The sequence below is a fragment of the Streptomyces sp. BBFR25 genome (genome assembly GCF_044590125.1).
Classification (GTDB): Bacteria; Actinomycetota; Actinomycetes; order Streptomycetales; family Streptomycetaceae; genus Streptomyces; species Streptomyces canus_D.
In genome coordinates this window covers 6,983,017-7,002,111 of the sequence record NZ_CP172447.1, presented here as the reverse complement: position 1 = coordinate 7,002,111, position 19,095 = coordinate 6,983,017, and the positions used below count along the sequence as shown (strand labels likewise).

Sequence of the window (19,095 nt, the reverse complement as noted above, 5' to 3'; positions counted from 1 at the left end):
GCCGTCTACCTCTGCCGTACCGGTTCGACGACCATCGCGGAGCCGCCGCCGCGCCGTACCGTCTCGGCCGCGGCCAGCCACTTGCCGTTCGCCAGGCGCTGTACGGCGGTCGCGGCGCCGATCTCGGGGTTGGGTTTGAAGGAGTGCCCGAGGGCCTCCAGTTCCGCCCGGACGCCGCTGTCGTAGAGCCCGGGTTCCAGCTCGGTCTGGGCGGCGTTGCGCTGGCTGGCGCGCGGGGCGGCGATCGCGTCGACGAGCGGGAGTCCGCGGTCGAGGAAGCCGGTGAGGGTCTGGAGCACGGTGGTGATGATGGTGGCGCCGCCGGGCGAGCCGAGGGCCACGACCGGCCGGTGGTGCCGGTCCAGGACGATCGTCGGCGCGATCGAGGAGCGCGGGCGCTTGCCGGGCCCGGGCAGGTTCGGGTCGTGGACGGCCGGGTTGGCCGGGGCGAAGGAGAAGTCCGTCAGCTCGTTGTTGAGCAGGAAGCCGCGCCCCGGCACGGTGATGCCGCTGCCGCCGGTCTGCTCGATGGTGAGCGTGTAGGCGACGACGTTGCCCCACTTGTCGGCCGCCGTGAGGTGCGTGGTGTTCTCGCCCTCGTACGTGGTCGGCGCGGCGGTGCCGCCGCCCGCGCAGGGGGCCGGGTGCCTCGGGTCGCCGGGGGCGAGCGGGCTGGTGAGCACCGCGTCGTCCTTGATCAGGCACGCGCGCGAGTCGGCGTACCGCTGCGAGAGCAGCTCCTTCGCCGGTACGTCCTCGAAAGTGGGGTCGCCGACCCAGCGCCCGCGGTCGGCGAACGCGATGCGGCTGGCCTCGATGAAGCGGTGCAGGTATCCGGCCTTGTCCGCGGCGGAGAGGTCGGTGCGCTCCAGGATGTTGAGGGCCTCGCCGACCGTGGTGCCGCCGGAGGAGGAGGGCGCGATGGAGTAGACGTCCAGGCCGCGGTAGGAGGTCTTCGTCGGCGGCTGGAGCTTGGCCGCGTAGGCCGCGAGGTCCTTGGCGGACAGGTCGCCGGGGCGGGCGTTCCAGCCGGAGTCGGGGTCGACGGGCGGCTTGTTGACGGTGTCGACGACGTCCTCGCCGAGTTCGCCGTGGTAGAGCGCGCCGACGCCCTCGCGGGCCAGCTCGCGGTAGGTGCGCGCCAGGTCCGGATTCTTGAACGTCGAGCCCACGACCGGGAGTTCGCCGCCCGGCAGGAACAGCTCGGCGGTGTCCGGGAAGTAGCGGAACCGCTGCTCGTTGGAGGCGGTCTGGGAGCGGAAGGTCTCGTCGACGGTGAAGCCGTGCCGGGCCAGGCGCTCGGCGGGCTTCAGCACGGAGGAGAGCGTGCGGCTGCCCCACCGGTCGAGGGCCGTCTGCCAGGTGGCGGGCGTGCCCGGGGTGCCGACGGCCAGGCCGCTGGTGACGGCGTCGGCGAAGGCGAGCGGCTCGCCGTTCTCCGTGAAGAGCTTCTCGTCGGCGGTGAGCGGCGCGGTCTCGCGGCCGTCGATGGTGCGTACGGTGCGGGACTTGGCGTCGTAGTAGACGAAGTAGCCGCCGCCTCCCACTCCGGCCGAGTACGGCTCGGTCACGCCGAGCGCGGCGGCGGTGGCCACGGCGGCGTCGACGGCGTTGCCGCCCTTGCGGAGCACCTCGATGCCGGCGGCGGAGGCGTCCCGGTCGACGCTGGAGACCGCGCCGCCGTACCCGACGGCGACCGGGGTCTTGGGGGCCGCGGGCCTGCTCTGGGGCGTGGGTGGCGCGGCGGCCCCCACCGAGACCACCACGGCGGCCGAGACCGCCAGGACCGTCAGATTCCGTGCGACAGGGTGACGCATCCGCACCTCCAGGGAAAGGCCGTTCGGGCAGCTTAGTTGATCGTCATGGCCGCGTCAGGAGCACACGGCGAGCCCCGGCGTGCCGGGGCACCACGCCCGGTCGAACACCGGTACGCCGACGCCCGCTAGCATGCGCGCCCATGACTGACGACGTACGCAACATCGTCCTGGGTGTGCTCGCGGCGGGCATCAGCGCCACGCTGGGCTGGCTCGCCCGCACCTATCTGTGGAGGCGGAAACTCCGCCGCAAGCAGGCGTTCTTCGGGCTGCCGGACAGCTCCGAGTCGCTGCTCGTCGTCAACCGGGACCCGGCCGCCTCCGAACCGGCCGTCCACCGCTTCGACGTCTTCGCGCTGCTGGAACTCTCCGCGCTGATCAAGGACTGCGGCGCGCACGCCCAGGTGGTCACCCAGGACATGGTCGCCCAGGGCTTCGGCGAGCGTACGGAGTTCTGTGTGGGCGGCCCCGGTTCGAACCGGCGCATGGTCGCCCACATGGCGGCGATGCTGCCCGGGGTGCGGATCAACGTCGACCCGGAGCCCGGCCCGGACCGGGGCGCCTTCCAGATCGGCAGCGAGCGCTACCGGCTGGAGGCGGGGGTCACGGAGTACGTGCTGCTGGCCCGCCTGACCGCCGGGGACCGGCGCGAGGCCCGGCCCGCGTTCCTGTTCTGCGGCCAGCGCGCGATCACCAACCAGGCCGCCACCCGCTACCTGGCCCGGCACCACGAGAAACTGGCCCGCAAACACGGCAACAACTCCTTCGTGCTGCTGCTCAAGGTGGTCAACTCGCAGGCCTACGGCCCGGACGTGGTCGAACTGGTCGGCGACGTCACCCGGGCGGCGACCAGCCCCCTGCCGACCCCGGCCCCGGCCTCCCGCACCTCCCACCGGGCCTGAACACCCGGCCACTCTTCTCCCTCGCGGACGGCGCGGACCGTCACATGCCCGCGGTCGCGGTCACGACAGGTGCCGGATGATGTCGGCGACGGCCCGCGGCCGCGACAGGAACGGGTGGTGGGCCGCCTCCACCTCGACCACGTTGCCCGCACGGCGGGAGAACTCACGCTGCGCGGCCACCGGGGTGCCGCGGTCCTCGGTACACACCACGTACGTCGTGGACACCTCGTGCCACGCCGCCGCCCGGACGGGCTGCTGCGTCACGGCCAGCGTCTGCCGGACCAGAAGGGCCGCCGCGTCGCGGGCCAGGTCCGGCGGGCAGTCCTGGACGAACGTCTCGGCGAACAGCTCCGGCCGGGCGCCGAACGTACCGCCGTCGGGATCGAAGTCCAGGAATGGTGGGGGTACGTCGGCTCCGAACGTCGACAGGGACTCGCCGGGCTCGGGCAGGTAGCTCGACACCAGCACCATGTGGCGCACCGCTTCCACACCTGCCGCCGCCTCGGCGGCGACGATTCCGCCGTAGCTATGCGCCACGACCACGGTCGGCTCGTCTCCCCCGGTCAGGACCGCGCGCACCGCGGCGACGTCCTCGGCCAGCCCGGGGCCGTCCGGCCCGGCCGGCCGGTCACCCTCACCGCAGCTCGACAGCGCCGGGGCAACGCTGCCGATACCGTGCTCGCGCAGCGCCGAGGCCGCCAGGTGCCACCACCACGCCCCGTCACGAACACAGGCCCCGTGCACGAACACCACGCGCATCTCTTCCTCCTTGAATCCGGACGCAGGCTCCGCGATCAACGGTAGACGTAGCTCCAGTTACGTGAAAAAGTGCGCCGATGGGTCGACACAAGCAGCCCGAGATCCGCGACCGAATCCTCGACGCCTGCGTCGACCACGCGCTCGTGCACGGGCTTCCCGACCGCCTCGAGCCGTTCGCGGCGGCCTCCGGCACCTCGGCCCGGATGCTCATCTACCACTTCGGGACCAGGGACGCGTTGCTGCGGGAAACCCTGAGACGGGCACGGCGGCGCCAGCGCGACTTCTTCGGCGAGCTGGTCTCCCCGAGGCCCGAAGAGCCCTATCCGAGCACGCTGCGAAGGGCTTGGCGGGTCATGACCGGCCCGGCGGGCCGGCCGTACCTCACCATGTTCGGCAGACTCCGTGAGAACGCCGAGCAGCAGTTGTGGCCGGGCTTCCGCCGCGAGTCCACCACGGACTGGCTGCGGCCGTTCGAGGACGGCATGCGCAGCGTCGGCCGTCCTGAACTCGCCACCCTCGTACTGGCGGTCGTCCGCGGTCTCATCATGGACATCGAGACCACGGGTGATGTCTCGCGAGCCGACCGGGCCTTCGAGGACTTCCTCACCGCACTGGTCCTCGTCGCCGAGACTCCCGCGACGGCTGGGGAGCGCCACCCGGCCTGAACGGCGGCTCTACACGGGCGGCGAGCCGGTGGCGGGCCGCAGCGAGCCGATGGCCGTCAGCGGTCAGGACCGGCGCCCCCCGCGCCGTCGGCCGCCGCCGTACTGGCGCGCACGACCAGCACGGGCTCGACGGAGGCGGGTTCCGGCGCCGCGTGCGGATCCGCGATGTGCCGCAGCAGGTGGGCGACGGCGAGGGCGCCCATCTCGGCGAACGGCTGGGCCACCGTGGTCAGCGACGGCGAGCAGTACTCGGCGAGGGCGATGTCGTCCACCCCGACGACCGAGACGTCCTCCGGCACCCTGCGGCCCGCCTCGTGCAGGGCCCTGATCACTCCGAAGGCCATCTCGTCACTGGCCACGAACACCGCGGTGACGTCGGGGATCCTGCCCAGGACCAGCCCGTTGCGGTACCCGGAGGCAGGGGTCCAGTCCCCCTCCAGCACCGGCGGCACGGACAGTCCCGCCTCCTCCAGGGTGTCGCGCCAGCCGGCGCGGCGGCTGGCCGCGTCGAGCCACTCCTGGGGCCCCGACACGTGCCAGACGGTCTCGTGGCCCAGCTCGATCAGGTGCCGGGTCGCCAGGCGGGCCGCCAGGGTCTGGTCGACGGCGACGATCTCGGTGGCCGGCGTCCTCGATCCGTCGACGGTGACGGTCGGCACCGAGCGGGTGAGCCGCTCGATCCGCGGGCTCACGTGCACCAGCGGCACCGAGAGGATGACCCCCTCGACGTCCTGCTCCGCCAACCGGGACAGCGCGCCCTCGATGGCCGCGGTGTCCAGGGACGCCGTGGCGGCGGTACTGACCGCGTACCCGGCCTCGCGCGCCGCGGCCTCGATGCCGAAGAGCAGGTTCGCACGGGAGTAGAAGGTGGTCCGCAGCGTCACGACGCCGATGGTCCGGCTGCGGCCCGACGACAGCGTCCGCGCCGCGTTGTTCTTGCGGTAGCCGAGTTCCTCGACCGCGGCGAGCACCTTGGCGCGGGTGCCGTGCTGGACGTTGGGATGACCGGCCAGGGTGCGGGAGACCGTCTGGGCGGAGACTCCGGCGAGCCGCGCCACGTCGGCCATGCCGGGCTGCCGGACGGCGGTGTCGTCGGCCGTCCGCCTGCTCACGGGCGTCCGGTCGGCCGCCGACGTTTCCGATGACATCGCTCGCCTCTCCACGAAAACCGCGGCCGGAGCCGCCGTCCCAGGTAATGGTCCCGCCCCGGAGTCTAGCCAGGCACGACCCATTGGCATCGATAACATCCTCTGCCATAGTTCCGCCAACGCGGACCTCGCGCGGACCAGGTTTCTCTGAAGACGCCTCTGTCGACACGGAGAAGGGCTAGCGGCAACGAGATGGCAGCGACCACACCGAAGCGAGCGGCCAGAGTGAACACCCCGACAGCCTCATCATCTCCCCCACCGGGACGCGGACGACTGCCGCGCCCCGGTGCCGTCGTCGCGGCGCTGGGCCTCACGGCCGGTCTGCTGTCGACCGCCGCCCTGCCCGCGGGCGCGGCCCCGCCCCGGGCCGCCTCGGCCCCGGCGCCCGGGACGGCCACACCGGTGGAACTGAGCCGGGGCGGGCTGACCGTCGCCGTGGCGAAGGAGTTCCCGCAGGTCATCTCCTACCGGCTGGGGCAGCGCCGTCTCGGCGGGCAGGCAGCGGCCCTGGACAGCTTCACCGTCAACGGCGAGACCCACCGCGCGACCACCACGGTGAAGGCGAAGGGCAGCAGGGCGACCTACACCTCCACCTTCGAGGACCTGCCCGGCCTCACCATCACCTCCACCCTCACGGTCACCGCGGAGACGACGGTCGTCTTCGCCGTCGAGAAGATCTCCGGCGAGGCCGCGTCGAGCGTGCGCACCCTCGCGATACCCGGTCAGTCCCTGGTCTCCGTCGACTCCGCCGACCCGGGCGCCAACCTCGCCCGGACGAAGATCTCCACGGACTCGACGACGACCGCCGACCGCTTCATCCCCGTCACCGGCGACACCGCCCCGGACAAGGCGCCCGTAGGCACCCCGTACGCGTTCGTCGGCAACGCGCAGTTGTCCGCGGGCGTCATCACCAACGCGACCGAGGACTCGCCGCAGGACGACAACACCAACGGGAACACGCGCCTGTGGTCCCGCATCGTCGACGCGGGCGAAGGGCGGCGCCGGGCGGAGCTGTCGGTCGGCACGTACACCTACCACCCCGAGGGCGCCACCGATCCGCGCGTCGACACCTTCGAGCTGCCCCGGGCGACGGTGGTCCTCGCCGCCGACGCCAACCGGGACGGCACCGTCGACTGGCAGGACGGCGCCCTCGCCCACAGGGAGCACATGCGCCGCCCGCTCGGCGCCGACCGGGTGCCCGAACGCGTGGTCCAGCGCATCCCGTTCAACTTCGCGAGCCAGGCCACCAACCCCTTCCTGAAGACACTGGACAACACCAAGCGCATCTCCATGGCCACCGACGACCTCGGGCAGTGGGTGCTGGAGAAGGGGTACGCGAGCGAGGGCCACGACTCCGCCCACCCCGACTACGGCGGCAACGAGAACGTCCGCGCGGGCGGCTGGAAGGACCTGAACCGCCTCACCCGGACCGGCGCCGACTACAACGCGGACTTCGCCGTGCACGTCAACGCCACCGAGGCCTACGCACAGGCGAAGACCTTCAGCCAGGACATGGTCGAGGGGCAGCCGAACGGCTGGGACTGGCTCAACCAGGCGTACCACATCGACCAGCGAAAGGACCTGGGCACCGGCGCCGTCCTCGACCGGTTCAAGCGGCTTCGCGAGGAGGCGCCGGGCATCAGGACCGTCTACATCGACGCCTACTACTCCAGCGGCTGGCTGGCCGACGGTCTCGCCGCCGAGCTGCGCAAGATGGGCTTCGAGGTCGCCACCGAGTGGGCGTACAAGTACGAGGGCTCCTCGGTGTGGTCGCACTGGGCCGCCGACAAGAACTACGGCGGCGCCACCAACAAGGGCATCAACTCCGACATCGTCCGCTTCATCGCCAACTCCGACCGCGACGTGTGGAACGTCGACCCGCTGCTCGGCGGCGCCAGCGTCGTCGAGTTCGAGGGCTGGACCGGCCAGGACGACTGGAACGCCTTCTACCGGAACATCTGGACCGACAACCTGCCGACCAAGTTCCTCCAGCACTTCCAGGTGCTGGACTGGGACCGCGGCAGGTCCGCGCGGCTCACCGGCGGGGTGAGCGTGAAGTCCGTCGACGGCGAGCGGCGCATCTCCATGGACGGCAGCACCGAAGTCCTCAGGGGCGACACCTACCTGCTGCCCTGGCAGAACGCCGGGAAGGGCGACGGCACCTCGTCGCCCCGCGACGCCGACAAGATGTACTTCTACAGCGCCTCCGGCGGCGAGCACATCTTCGAACTGACCGAACAGTTCGCGGACCGCGAGGACTTCACCCTCTACGCGCTCACCGATCAGGGCCGGGCGAAGAAGACCCGCGTGACGGCCCACGACGGGCGGGTGAACCTCACCGCCGAGAAGGGGCAGCCCTACGTCCTGGTGCCGGACGGCGGCAGGGCAGCGCCGCACCGGAACGCCCACTACGGCCAGTTCACCGGCCTGTCCGACCCCGGCTTCAACGGCGGGGACCTCGACGACTGGAACGCGCGGGGCGGCGCCGAGATCGTCCGGGCCGCCAACGGCGACAACGTGGTCCGCCTGGGCGACGACGCCTCGGGCCTCACGCAGCGGGTCCGCGGTCTGACGCCGGGCCAGCGGTACACGCTCGGCGCGGACGTCGAGATCGGCCCCGGCGAGCGGCGGGAGACGACGCTGCGGGTGCGCGGCGGCCGGGACACGGAGGCGAGGACCTTCGACATCACCCCGGCCAGGAACCGGATGGCGTCCGACGAGAAGCGGGACACCTACTCCCAGCGGGCCTCGGTCTCCTTCACCGCGCCGCCCGACGGCACGGTCACCGTGGAACTCGGCGCCGTCGCCGGTGGCGCCCCGGTCGTCCTGGACGACGTACGCGTGATGGCGGACACCACCACCCCGCTCCCCCGCTCCGAGGACGGCACCGTCGTCGCCCACGAGGACTTCGAGGGCAACCAGCCCGGCTGGGGACCGTTCGTCAAGGGTGACGCGGGCGGTGTCACCGACCCCCGGACCAGCGTCAGCGACCTGCACGCGCCCTACAGCCAGAAGGAGTGGAAGAACACCTACTCCCCCTACGACTCCGGCACCTTGCGGGGCAAGGCCGTCGACGACGTGCTCACCGGCCGGCACTCGCTGAAGTCCCACGCCGAGAACACCGGGCTGGTCCACCGCACGACCCCCGCGACGGTGCCCTTCCAGGAGGGCCACAGGTACCGGGTCTCCTTCTCCTACCAGACCAACATCGAGGGGCAGTGGGCCTGGGTCACCGGCGCCGACCGGGTCGCCGACGGGAAGACCGCCTCCCGGGACATCACCCGTGACGTGCTGGCACCGGCCCTGGACACGGCGGCCTACTCCCGGGAGATCGTCGCCGGATGCGGGGACACCTGGGTCGGACTGCGCACGCTGGGCAGCGCCCGGGGCACCGATCTCGTCCTCGACGACTTCACCGTCACCGACCTGGGCGAGGCGGAGACCGGGGCCGCCTGCGCCGGTGTCACCGCGCCCTCCGGCGCCGAGCTGAGCCCCGGAGTGCCCGGGGAGTACGTCACGACGTTCACCAACCACGAGTCCACCGACGCCGACAATGTCGGCATCGCCCTCCAGGGGCTGCCGGAGGGCTGGAAGGCGGAGGTGAAGGAGAAGGACGGCAACCTCTTCGCGAGCGTGCAGCCGGGCGCGACCGTGCGCACCACCTGGCTCCTCACCCCGCCCGTCGGCACGGCCGACACCTCCGCCGCCTGGAAGGTGACGGCCACCTACGCCCATGCGGGCACCACCAGGACCGTCTCGTCCGAAGCGCGCGCCGCGGTGACCGCGGAGCCCGTTCTCGCACCGGGTTCGATGACCGCGACCGCCGACTCGGAGAACGGCTCGTCGGGGGCCGGTGAGGGGCCGGTCTCCAACGTCCTCGACGGTGACGCCGGCACCATCTGGCACACCGACTACACCGCCTCCCAGGCGCCGTATCCGCACTGGGTGACGCTGAGGCTCGGCGGCGCCGCCGACATCGACGGGTTCGGGTACCTGGGACGGCAGAGCGGGGGCCAGAACGGACGCGTCGCCGGCTACGAGGTCGCCGTGTCGGACGACGGCGAGGACTGGACGACGGTGGCCCGCGGCACCCTGAAGGACGTCCCGCAGACGCAACGCGTCTCCTTCGACCGGGTCCGCGCCTCCTACGTGCGGTTCACCGCGCTCGACGCGCTCAACGGGCAGCCCTACGCGGCCGCCGCGGAGCTGCGCGTGTACGGCGTGCCCGTGGACCTTCCCACCGGTTACCCGCCGGGGGAACGCCCCGTCGACGCCCGCTGAGCCACCGGCCGTGTGCGGTCCGCTCTCCCGAAGTGGCGGGCCGCACACGGCCGCCCCTGCTCAGGCCGTCAGTCGAAGGTCTCGACGTACTCCTCCGACGGCCCGAGTCCGGCGCGGTCGCGCAGGGCGAGGCGGTCGCCGAGGCGTTCGAGTTCCAGCACGGTCAGGGTGTTGTCGCCGGGACGCAGGAGCGGGCCGGGCAGGTAGAGCGTGGTCTGGGGTCCGATCTCCCAGTAGCGGCCCAGCAGGGTGTCGTTGACCCACAGGAACCCCTTGCCGAACCCGGGCAGGGCGACGAAGGTGTCCGCGGGCTCGGCCACGGAAAGGACCGCGGTGGCGAACCCCGCCCGGCCGTCCGAGGGGGCCGCCGCCATGGCTCGTGCCGTGTCCCGCGGGGTCCACGCGTCGAGCGGCAGCGGGCGCGACGTCCAGCCGTGCACCAGCCGGCGCTCCACCTGGACGCCGCCGAGGATGCCCTTGCCCTGGCCGAGCAGCGGCCCGTAGTTGATCCGCCCCTGGTTCTCCACCAGCAGCGCCAGCCGGACCCGCGCGCCGGTCCCGGAGACGGTGAAGGAGGCGCTCTCGCGGTCCAGTACGGCGACGGGTGTGTCGTCGACGAACACCTGGGCGCGGTCGTTCAGCCCCGTGACGGTCACCTCGTGGTCCCCCGGGGGCAGCAGCGGCTCGGCCTCGTAGAGCACCAGGCCGGAGGCCAGAGACAGTTCCTCGAAGCTCGGCGGCAGCGGTGCGGCCACCGGCTCGGACACCGCGCGCAGCGCGTCGAGCAGGCCCGCGTGCGGGGTGACCGGCAGCTCACGGGGGGCCAGCAGCGGTGGGTCGGCCGGGAGCGGGAGCCGGGGTGCGGCGCCGTCGAGCGCGGTGAGCCTGTCCCGCAGGGCGAAGAACTTCGGGGTCAGGGCACCGTTCTCGGCGATGGGGGCGTCCGAGTCGTAGCTGGTGACGGTGGGCTGGATGCCGTCGCCGTCGTGGTTGGCGCCCGCCCACAGTCCGAAGTTGGTGCCTCCGTGCGCCATGTAGAGGCTCACGGATCCGCCTTCGTCGAGGATGCCGCCGAGGTCCTCGGCCGCGCTCGCCGCCGACCGGACGTGGTGCTTCTCGCCCCAGTGGTCGAACCAGCCGTTCCAGAACTCGGCGCAGAAGAACGGCTCCCCGCTCCGGCGCGCACGCAGCAGCGCCGCGGCCTCGGCGGGACGCGAGCCGAAGGTCGCCGCCGCCAGCTCGCCGGGCAGGGCTCCGCCGTCCTGCATCAGCGGGGTCGGCCCGTCCGCGGTGTAGAGCAGTTCGGTGATGCCCCGGGCGACCAGGGCGTCCCGGATGTGGCGGACGTAGCCGTGGTCGTCGCCGTAGCTGCCGTACTCGTTCTCGATCTGCACCGCCACGACCGGTCCGCCCCGGTCGGCCTGGAGGTCCGCGACCCGGGGGATCAGCGCGTCGAACCACCGGTCGACCGCTTCGAGGAAGGGTCCGTGGGACGTACGCAGCCGCATGCCGGGGGTGCCGGTCAGCCAGGCGGGCAGACCGCCGTTGTCCCACTCGGCGCAGATGTACGGGCCCGGCCGCACGACGACGTCGAGGCCCTCGGCCTGGGCGAGCCGGACGAAGCGGTCCAGGTCGCGCGGGCCGTCGAAGCGGATGTCGCCGCGGGTGCGTTCGTGGAAGTTCCACGGGACGTAGGTGTCGACCGTGTTCAGGCCGAGGGCGGCCAGCCGCCGGAGCCGGTCGGCCCAGTGTCCGGGATGGACCCGGAAGTAGTGCAGCGAGCCCGCCAGAACGCGGTGCGGCTGCCCGTTCCGCAGCAGGCTGCCGTCGGCGTGGGTGAGGGTGGATCGCTGCACGGTTCCTCCTTGACCGTCGATGGCTGTGACTATGGCAGACGATGTTATCGATGCCAATCGTCGTCCAGACGCGATCAACAGGAGGAGGCGCGGGTCGGCGCACACTCCTTCCGGTGTGTGCGCCGACCGGTCGTGCTCAGCAGGCGCCGAGGTCCTCCCAGACGCCCCACTGGCCCGTGGTGCCGGGCTCCTCGCCCGTCACCCACCACTTGGCGCGCCAGGTGTGGCCGTCGTGGGCGACGGTCTCGCCGCCGTTGTAGACGCTCCCGGCGTTCCAGGCTCCGGCGGTGCAGTCGCCCGGCTGGTCGCCGCCGCCGTCGTCTCCTCCGCCGCCGTCCCCGCCATCGTCGTCACCGCCGCCGATGTTGACGTCGATGCAGGCGTAGAAGGCGTTGGCGGTGTCCGCGATGTTCCATACCGCGAGCACCTTCTGCCGCCCGCTGAACCCGCCGAAGTCCAGCGGGTGGCTGACCGAGGCGGGCGGCAGGGCGCCGTGCCCGTCGAACTGGGCGATCTTCCGGTCGCCGATGAAGTACTGCCAGTTGCTGGTGGCGTGCCGTGCCTCGATGGTCCAGGTGAAGGTGTGCGTGGTGCCGATCGGGGTGACCCGCCAGCCCTTGCCGTCGTCGTCCAGGTCGGCCCACCGGGCGTCCCCGCCACTGCAGTTGCGCAGTCCCTTCGGGCCCTCGACGCTCGCCGGTTCCCACTTGATCTGGCCGCACTGCACCACCCGGTTGGCGCACTGGTCCTGTCGGCTCCCCGGTGAGACCACCCAGCCGTGGGCGCTCGCCGTGGGGGCGGGCAGGCTCAGGGCCACCACGGGAGCGACCAGCGCTCCCACGGCGGCGGCCGTCCTTCTTTTCATGCGCATGACATCACTTTTCCCTTCGGTCCGCGTCGAATCAGCCTGCCCCGGCTTACGACGGTGCCGATGAGGCAACCCCGCCCGCAGGTCTAGACCTGCACACGTAGGTCTAGACCTTAGCGAAGGAGTGGGGGCCGTCAAGGGGGTGGGCGCCGCGCCAACTCCCAAGTCCGAGGGGCCCCTTGTGCCGGGCGGCCCCGTGTAGTGGGCTGTGCGCCATGAAGAAGAGAAGCATGGCGGCCCTGACCGCGATCGTGGTCGTGGCCTCCCTCGTCGCGGCGGCGCCCGGTCAACGGGCCGTGGCCGCCGGCTCCGGACCCGGCGACACGGTGCGATCCGCCGAGTCGACCCTGGTCAACGGCGTCGACCTCGACACGGTGACCATCCCCGAGTTGCAGGCCCGCATGGACCGCGGGTCACTGTCCTCGCTCAAGCTGACCCTCGCCTACCTGCGGCGGATCAAGGCCGTCAACCCGAGGATCAACGCCGTACTGCGCACCAGCCCGACGGCACTGCGCCAGGCGGCCGCCAGCGACCTGAGACACCGCCTCGGCAAGTCCCGGGGCCCGCTGGACGGCATCCCCGTCCTGCTCAAGGACAACGTGAACACCCGCGACATGCCGACCACCGCCGGGTCGCTGGCCCTCGCCGGGAGCCCACCGGACACCGACGCGGACCTGGTCGGGAAGCTGCGGGTGGCCGGCGCGGTGATCCTCGGCAAGACCAACCTCTCCGAGTGGGCCAACTTCCGCGCGGCGAAACCGACGTCGGGCTGGTCGGCGGTGGGCGGGCAGACCAACAACCCGTACGTCCTGGACCGCAACCCCTGCGGCTCGTCCTCCGGTTCGGCAGCGGCGCTCGCCGCGTCGCTGGCCCAGGTGGCGATCGGAACCGAGACGGACGGCTCCATCGTGTGCCCCGCCGGGATGAACGGCGTGGTCGGCCTCAAGCCCAGCCTCGGAGTGGTCAGCCAGTCGGGCGTCGTACCGATCTCCGCCGAGCAGGACACCGCGGGACCCATGGCCCGCAACGTGATCGACGCCGCGCTCACCCTCTCCGTGCTCGGCGGCCCTGACACCGTGCGCGCCGACGGCGCCGCGAGTCTCGCGGACGCGGTCGGCCGTCCCGGCAGCCTGCGCGGCAAACGGATCGGCCTGTGGCGGCTGCCGTCGCTCGGCGCCGAGGTGGACGCCCTCATGACCCGTACCGCGCAGCGGCTGACCGCCGCGGGGGCCGAGGTCGTCGAGGTGGACCTGCCCTACCAGGAGCGGCTGGCCGAACTCGAGTTCCCGGCGCTGCTGAGCGAGTTCCACCGGGACATCGACGCCCACCTCCCCACCCGCGGCGGACCGCAGGACCTGGCCGAGCTGATCGAGTTCAACCGCACGCAGCCGCGGGAGCAGACCTGCTTCGCCGGCCAGGAGCTGTTCGAACAGGCGCTGGCCGCGCCGCCCACCACCGACCCGGGGTACCGGGCGATGCGCGCGGAGTTGACCGACCTGTCCCGGCGGTCCATCGACGAAGTCATGGCAGCGCACGAGCTGGATGCCATCGCCTCCCCGGCGAACCCGCCCGCCTGGACCACCGACTGCGCGCGCGGCGACAACGACGTGATCCCGTCCTCCACCCCCGCCGCCGTCGCCGGGTACCCCTCGCTGTCCGTGCCCGCCGGCTTCGTCGGCGAGCTGCCGGTGGGGCTGCTCCTCATGGCCGGCGATCGCCAGGACGCCGAACTGCTGTCCCTGGGGGCGGCGGTGGAGCACCGGCTGGACGCCTGGCGGGCGCCCCGGTATCTGCCCTCGTCTCCGTCCGGCACCGCACGCTGAGCCGACCGGCGAGCGCGCGTCGTCGAGCAACGCCTCGACGCGGTCGCTCGCCGGTATGCAGCTGACCTTCTCCTCGCCCGCGAGCAGTGATCTCCGGCTGCACCCTGCGTAGTCCCCCGTGCGTTCGTGTCGTGTCCGCTCCGACCACCGCAACGTATCGAGACGAAGGGCACGAATGCGACCGACACGCACCTTTCGATCATTACCCCTATTTAAGGCGGGCTTTGCGGAAGGCATGACGACGGGCGACGGCGGCGACGGCCTCACGGTGCGCGCTACGACCCGCGCTTCGCCTCACGCCTCGGCGACTTCCCCGTACAACTGGGAGAGTTCGGGTACGCCGACCTCCGCCCACGCGTGGCCGTTCGCCACCACGTCGAACTCCCGGCCGGAGGCCAGCCGGACGACCGGCTGCCCGTCGGAGCGGATGGTCCAGGCGGCGCCGGGCACGGTGCGCACGATCACGGTGCCGAGGTACAGACCGGCGTCGTTGCCTAGCCAGGTGAGGATCTCCTCGTCGCTGCGCCAGCGTGGCAGCACCTGGTCCAACTGCTCCAGGGAGAGCGCGGAGTCGTCGAGCCTGACCCCCTCCCGCAGCGCCTGCGAGCGCAGCAGATCACAGTCGGCGAGCAGCTCGCCGATGCCCTCCGCGTCGTGCGCCCGGGGATCTTCGCGCCGCTTGCCCAGGAAGGGGAAGTTCATACCTCCACACTGTCATTCGTACCGCCAGGTGCACCACAGGGCACGCGGAAGTGGGCGCGGCGTGGGCGGCATGCGCGGGGTCTGCGGCTTGCTCGGCGTCTGCGGCTTGCGCGGCTACAGGTCCAGGTCCACGACGACCGGCGCGTGGTCCGAGGCGCCCTTGCCCTTGCGCTCCTCGCGGTCGACGTAGGAGTCGGTGACGGCCTTGGCGAAGGGCTCGTTGCCGTACACCAGGTCGATGCGCATGCCGCGGTTCTTGGGGAAGCAGAGCTGGCGGTAGTCCCAGTACGTGAAGGGGTGGTCGTACTTCAGCGGGCGCGGGACCACGTCGGACAGGCCGGCGCCGCGCAGGGAGGCGAGGGCGGCGCGCTCGGCGGGGGTGACGTGGGTGGCGCCCTCGAAGGCCGAGCGGTCGTATACGTCGTCGTCGGTCGGCGCGACGTTGTAGTCGCCCAGCACGGCGAAGGGGCGGTCGCCGGAGGCGTCGCCCTCGACGGCGGCGCGCAGGGCCTCGAACCACTGAAGCTTGTAGGCGTAGTGGGGGTGGTCCACCTCGCGCCCGTTCGGCACGTACACGGACCAGACGCGGGCCGGGCCGCAGGTGGCGGAGATCGCGCGGGGCTCCTGGACACCCTCGTAGCCCGGGTCGCCGGGCAGGCCCTTGACCACGTCGTCGAGGCCGACGCGGGAGAGCACCGCCACCCCGTTCCACCGGCCGGTGGCGTGGACCGCCGCCTCGTAGCCCGCCTCGCGCAGCTCGTCGAAGGGGAACTGCGCCTCGGCGACCTTGGCCTCCTGGAGGCACAGCACGTCGGTGCCGCTGCTCTCCAGCCAGGCGAGCAGCCTCGGCAGGCGGGCGGTGATCGAGTTCACGTTCCAGGTCGCGATGCGCATGTCCCACAACCTACCGGGCGGGACTGACAACGCGGTCCCGCCCTGGTCGGAGCCTCAGAGCCGCGCCGAGTCGCCGGGCGTCAGCCGCAGGTGCTCGGAGCCGCCCAGCTCGCCGATCTGGCGGTCGTAGATCGGGCGGGCGAGGTCGGTGAGGAGCGCGTCGTGGATGTCGTAGGCCCGCTGCGGCCTGACCTCGCGCACGTACTCGATCACCTCGGCGATCTTGTTCCAGGGCGCCATCACCGGCAGCATCAGCGTCTCGACCGGACGGTCGGGGACGGTGAGGGCGTCGCCGGGGTGGAAGACCTTGCCGCCGTCCACGAGGAAGCCGACGTTGGTGACGCGCGGGATGTCCGGGTGGATCACCGCGTGCAGCTCCCCGTGGACCTGTACGTCGAAACCGGCGGCGGTGAAGGTGTCGCCGTGGCCGACGGTGTGGACGCGGCCCGGGAACGCCGCCGAGATCTTCTCGGCGACCGACCTCAGCGTCCAGATTTCGGCGGCCGGGTTGTCCTCCATGGCGGCGCGCAGCCGCAGCTCGTCGAAGTGGTCCGGGTGCTCGTGGGTGACGAGGATCGCGTCCGCGCCGAGGGCGGCGTCCTCCTCGCTGAACCCGCCGGGGTCCAGGACGAGCGTCTGCCCGTCCTTCTCGAGGCGGACACAGGCGTGCGACTTCTTGGTGAGCTTCATGACTCCATCCTGCCGCCGCGCGCCCGCACCCCGCCCGAGGGGCTCACTCCGGTGGTGTCGTCTCCTCCCGGATGACCTGCTGGGCCACCCGGAACGCGCCGTTCGCGGCCGGTACACCGCAGTAGACGGCCGCCTGGAGCAGTACTTCCTTGATCTCGCCCGGGGTGAGGCCGTTGCGCAGGGCGGCCCGGAGGTGGGGGGCCAGCTCGTCCAGGTGGCCGCCGGCGACGAGGGCGGTGAGGGTGACGCAGCTGCGCGAGCGACGGTCGAGACCCGGACGGTTCCAGACCTCTCCCCAGGCGTACCGGGTGAGGAGCTCCTGGAAGTCCCCCGAGAACTCGTCCGCCTGCGCGAGCGCCTGGTCGACGTGCCCGTCGCCGAGGACCTCGCGGCGCACCTTGAGCCCCGCGTCGTACGGATCGGGCCGTCCCTGTGCCTGCGGCGGCACGGCGGGGGCGGCGGCGATCTCGGCGATGGGCGCGGTCTGCGGCGGCTGGGCCGGTGCCGGCTGGACGGACGCGGCGGCGGGCCCGGCGACCGGGACGGGATGTGCGGCGGGGTGGACCGGGACGGCGATCTGGCCGGTGGAGGTGGCGTCGGGGGCGGCCTGCCAGGCGGTGGTGAAGTGGCGCACCAGCAGGTCGGTGACGGCGGCGGGCTGCTCGACCGGGACCAGGTGGGAGGCGCCGGGGACGACCGCGAGGCGGGCGTCGGGGATGCCGGCGACCAGGGTGCGGGCCTCGGCGGGCCCGGTGACCTGGTCGTCGGAGCCGACGAGGACCAGGGTCGGGACGCCCACCCGGCCCAGCTCGCCGCGGACGTCGAACGCGGCGAGGGCCTCGCAGGCGGAGATGTAGCAGCCGGGGTCGGTGGTCCGCACCATCTGCACGGCCCACTCGGTGATCGCGGGCTGGGCGGCCGCGTACCCGCCGGTGAACCAGCGCTCCGGGGAGCTGCGGGCGATGGGGTCGAGCCCGTTGGTGCGCACGATCACGCCGCGCTGGCGGAACTCGTCGGCGGTACCGAACCGGGGCGAGGCGGCGATCAGCGCGAGGGAGGCGAGCCGCTCGGGGTGGCGCAGGGCCAGCTCGATGCCGACGGCGCCGCCGAAGGCGCACCCGGCGTACCCGAAACGCTGCACGCCGAGCCCGTCGAGGGTGGCCAGCAGACGCGTGGTGAGCTCGGCGACGGACCCCGCCGGGTGGGCCGGGGCACCGCCGTGTCCGGGCAGGTCGAACCGGAAGACCCGCCACTGCTGAGCCAGTTCGGGCACCTGCCGGTCCCACATGTGCCACGTGGTACCGAGGGACGGTCCAAGGATCAGAACCGGAGCGTCTTCCGGCCCGTCAAAGCGGTATTGCAGGATGTTGGGTGGTGTCTCGCTCACGCCCAGACCCTCTCACGTCTCACGAAATCTCACACAGCCCGGGGAGGCCGGCGGCTCCATGCACCCGCGGCTCGACTCGTCGGGCACCGCCGACGGCCTCGTCGATCGAGTCTGACCTTTCAGTGTGTACACGCGCGCCTGACGCAGCGTGACCTGCCGACCGCACTCTCTCCTGGTCCTCGCGTCGACGCGCTGCCTCCTCCATCAGTACAGCTGCTAGCTGTTCCGAGTTTGCAGCAAGGCATGTGGTGCCGTTCTGAAGGACGGGTCGAGGTAGCGGGAGACCTTTCGGGCCGCTCCGATCGCCACCTGAGAACCACCCTCGGGAAACGCCGCCGAAGGCACGCACGCCCCTCCGCCTCACCGTGCAGGCCATCCCATGTGGTGGTGGCTTAGCGGAGGTTTTCCACGTCTGGCTTCACTTACCACTTCTTCGTAGTCTTCACGTTCGTGTGCCCGGCCCACCGGGCCAGGATGTGATCCGGCACGCCGTTGTTGGCAAGGTGGTGAGGCAGGAGGCACGAGCGTCGTAGAGACGTACTCTGCGCAGGCCAAGAACCTCCATGAGCCGGTACGCGCGCCTGCGGAGTTGCCTGATCGTGAAAGCCCTCCCCGGTCTCGTGCACCACGACGTACCCGCAGTCCGAGTAAGAAGTGATTTCGGGGGCGGTGAAGGTGGGGCGCCGTAGGAGATCTCGTGGGGTGAGCCGAAGGGGTCGTTGAAACGGGCCAGGCCCAGTACCTGCCGCTCGGCGCGGTCCTGCGGGCCCACCCCGCAGAGCAGAGCCTCACGTGCCACCGTCAGCCGCAGCGGATGCGCGTGCCGGGCACGCCCTTCTTCCGGACCCTGTTGTTCGAGATCTTGAGGTGGTGTGGGCAGACCGAGGCTGGCTCTCAGTCGACGCGGCGGTGAACGTGGCACGTCGAAGACCGTGCCGGACTCCGACGCATCCGCCTCCACGACCTGCAGCACTCGACCCTGCCCCTACTTCTGGAGCAGGACATCGACCTCGTCGTAATCAAGGAGTTGTTGGGCCACGCCCACATCGGCGTCACCGTCGGCGTCTACGCCCACGTAGGACTCCGCCTCCAACGCCAAGCCATGGTTACCCTCGGCCCGACCGACGACGACCCTGCCCCCCCGTAGCCCGTCGTCCTCTGACGTCGTCAAACGTCGCAGAGCCCTCATCGATAGCGATGTCGATGAGGGCTCTGTCGCGCTCCTACCAGACTTCGGCAACCCAGTCGCATGTCACGGAGAAGTATTCGGAACATCCCACCCGGCTCACTCCGCTACGACCCGACG

13 protein-coding genes and 1 pseudogene are annotated in these 19,095 nt (G+C 71.9%); 5 read left to right on the top strand and 9 right to left on the bottom strand.

Going from position 1 to position 19,095, the window contains the following annotated elements; all coding sequences use genetic code 11:
- Positions 1-5: 5 nt before the first annotated feature.
- The gene (gene ggt / locus ACGH52_RS31635) at positions 6-1,817 is read right to left on the bottom strand and encodes a gamma-glutamyltransferase (RefSeq protein WP_399944303.1); all 1,812 of its coding nucleotides are present in this window, start codon (positions 1,815-1,817) and stop codon (positions 6-8) included.
- A 140-nt stretch (positions 1,818-1,957) separates the two neighbouring features.
- Between ggt and ACGH52_RS31630 the strand changes: the two genes are divergently transcribed.
- Entirely contained in the window at positions 1,958-2,716 is a 759-nt protein-coding gene (locus ACGH52_RS31630) for a hypothetical protein (RefSeq protein ID WP_121704513.1), read from the top strand.
- Positions 2,717-2,776: 60 nt separating this feature from the next.
- Here ACGH52_RS31630 and ACGH52_RS31625 read toward each other — a convergent pair whose 3' ends face one another.
- On the bottom strand, positions 2,777-3,475 hold the full coding sequence (locus ACGH52_RS31625) for an alpha/beta hydrolase (RefSeq protein WP_399944300.1): 699 nt from the start codon (positions 3,473-3,475) through the stop codon (positions 2,777-2,779).
- Positions 3,476-3,552: 77 nt separating this feature from the next.
- Here ACGH52_RS31625 and ACGH52_RS31620 point away from each other — a divergent pair, with 77 nt between their 5' ends.
- On the top strand, positions 3,553-4,140 hold the full coding sequence (locus ACGH52_RS31620) for a TetR/AcrR family transcriptional regulator (RefSeq protein WP_210974892.1): 588 nt from the start codon (positions 3,553-3,555) through the stop codon (positions 4,138-4,140).
- 56 nt (positions 4,141-4,196) lie between these two features.
- Here ACGH52_RS31620 and ACGH52_RS31615 read toward each other — a convergent pair whose 3' ends face one another.
- The gene (locus tag ACGH52_RS31615; RefSeq protein WP_121704516.1) at positions 4,197-5,288 is read right to left on the bottom strand and encodes a LacI family DNA-binding transcriptional regulator; all 1,092 of its coding nucleotides are present in this window, start codon (positions 5,286-5,288) and stop codon (positions 4,197-4,199) included.
- 225 nt (positions 5,289-5,513) lie between these two features.
- Here ACGH52_RS31615 and ACGH52_RS31610 point away from each other — a divergent pair, with 225 nt between their 5' ends.
- On the top strand, positions 5,514-9,569 hold the full coding sequence (locus ACGH52_RS31610) for an endo-alpha-N-acetylgalactosaminidase family protein (protein WP_399944296.1): 4,056 nt from the start codon (positions 5,514-5,516) through the stop codon (positions 9,567-9,569).
- Between the two features lie 68 nt (positions 9,570-9,637).
- On the opposite strand, the gene ACGH52_RS31605 is transcribed toward ACGH52_RS31610, so the two are convergent.
- Together ACGH52_RS31605 and ACGH52_RS31600 are read right to left on the bottom strand one after the other, a co-directional pair.
- Positions 9,638-11,425, bottom strand: a complete 1,788-nt coding sequence (locus ACGH52_RS31605; protein WP_399944293.1) for a glycoside hydrolase family 35 protein — start codon at positions 11,423-11,425, stop codon at positions 9,638-9,640.
- Positions 11,426-11,561: 136 nt separating this feature from the next.
- Complete coding sequence (locus ACGH52_RS31600; protein WP_399944290.1) at positions 11,562-12,296, bottom strand: lytic polysaccharide monooxygenase; 735 nt, start codon at positions 12,294-12,296, stop codon at positions 11,562-11,564.
- A 212-nt stretch (positions 12,297-12,508) separates the two neighbouring features.
- On the opposite strand from ACGH52_RS31600, the gene ACGH52_RS31595 reads away from it, so the two are divergent.
- Positions 12,509-14,116, top strand: coding sequence for an amidase family protein (locus ACGH52_RS31595; protein ID WP_399944286.1), 1,608 nt, complete (start codon positions 12,509-12,511; stop codon positions 14,114-14,116).
- Positions 14,117-14,410: 294 nt separating this feature from the next.
- On the opposite strand, the gene ACGH52_RS31590 is transcribed toward ACGH52_RS31595, so the two are convergent.
- From ACGH52_RS31590 to ACGH52_RS31575, 4 genes are all read right to left on the bottom strand, one after another.
- Positions 14,411-14,818 carry a DUF6278 family protein gene (locus tag ACGH52_RS31590; RefSeq protein ID WP_399944283.1) on the bottom strand — a complete coding sequence of 136 codons (408 nt, stop codon included), beginning with the start codon at positions 14,816-14,818 and terminating at the stop codon, positions 14,411-14,413.
- A 114-nt stretch (positions 14,819-14,932) separates the two neighbouring features.
- Positions 14,933-15,712 carry an exodeoxyribonuclease III gene (locus tag ACGH52_RS31585; RefSeq protein ID WP_123627076.1) on the bottom strand — a complete coding sequence of 260 codons (780 nt, stop codon included), beginning with the start codon at positions 15,710-15,712 and terminating at the stop codon, positions 14,933-14,935.
- Between the two features lie 54 nt (positions 15,713-15,766).
- On the bottom strand, positions 15,767-16,402 hold the full coding sequence (locus tag ACGH52_RS31580) for an MBL fold metallo-hydrolase (protein ID WP_121704522.1): 636 nt from the start codon (positions 16,400-16,402) through the stop codon (positions 15,767-15,769).
- 43 nt (positions 16,403-16,445) lie between these two features.
- Entirely contained in the window at positions 16,446-17,789 is a 1,344-nt protein-coding gene (locus ACGH52_RS31575) for an alpha/beta fold hydrolase (RefSeq protein ID WP_399944278.1), read from the bottom strand.
- 931 nt (positions 17,790-18,720) lie between these two features.
- On the opposite strand from ACGH52_RS31575, the pseudogene ACGH52_RS31570 reads away from it, so the two are divergent.
- A pseudogene (locus ACGH52_RS31570) lies at positions 18,721-18,936 on the top strand (tyrosine-type recombinase/integrase); the annotation flags it as partial.
- Between the last annotated feature and the right edge of the window lie 159 nt (positions 18,937-19,095).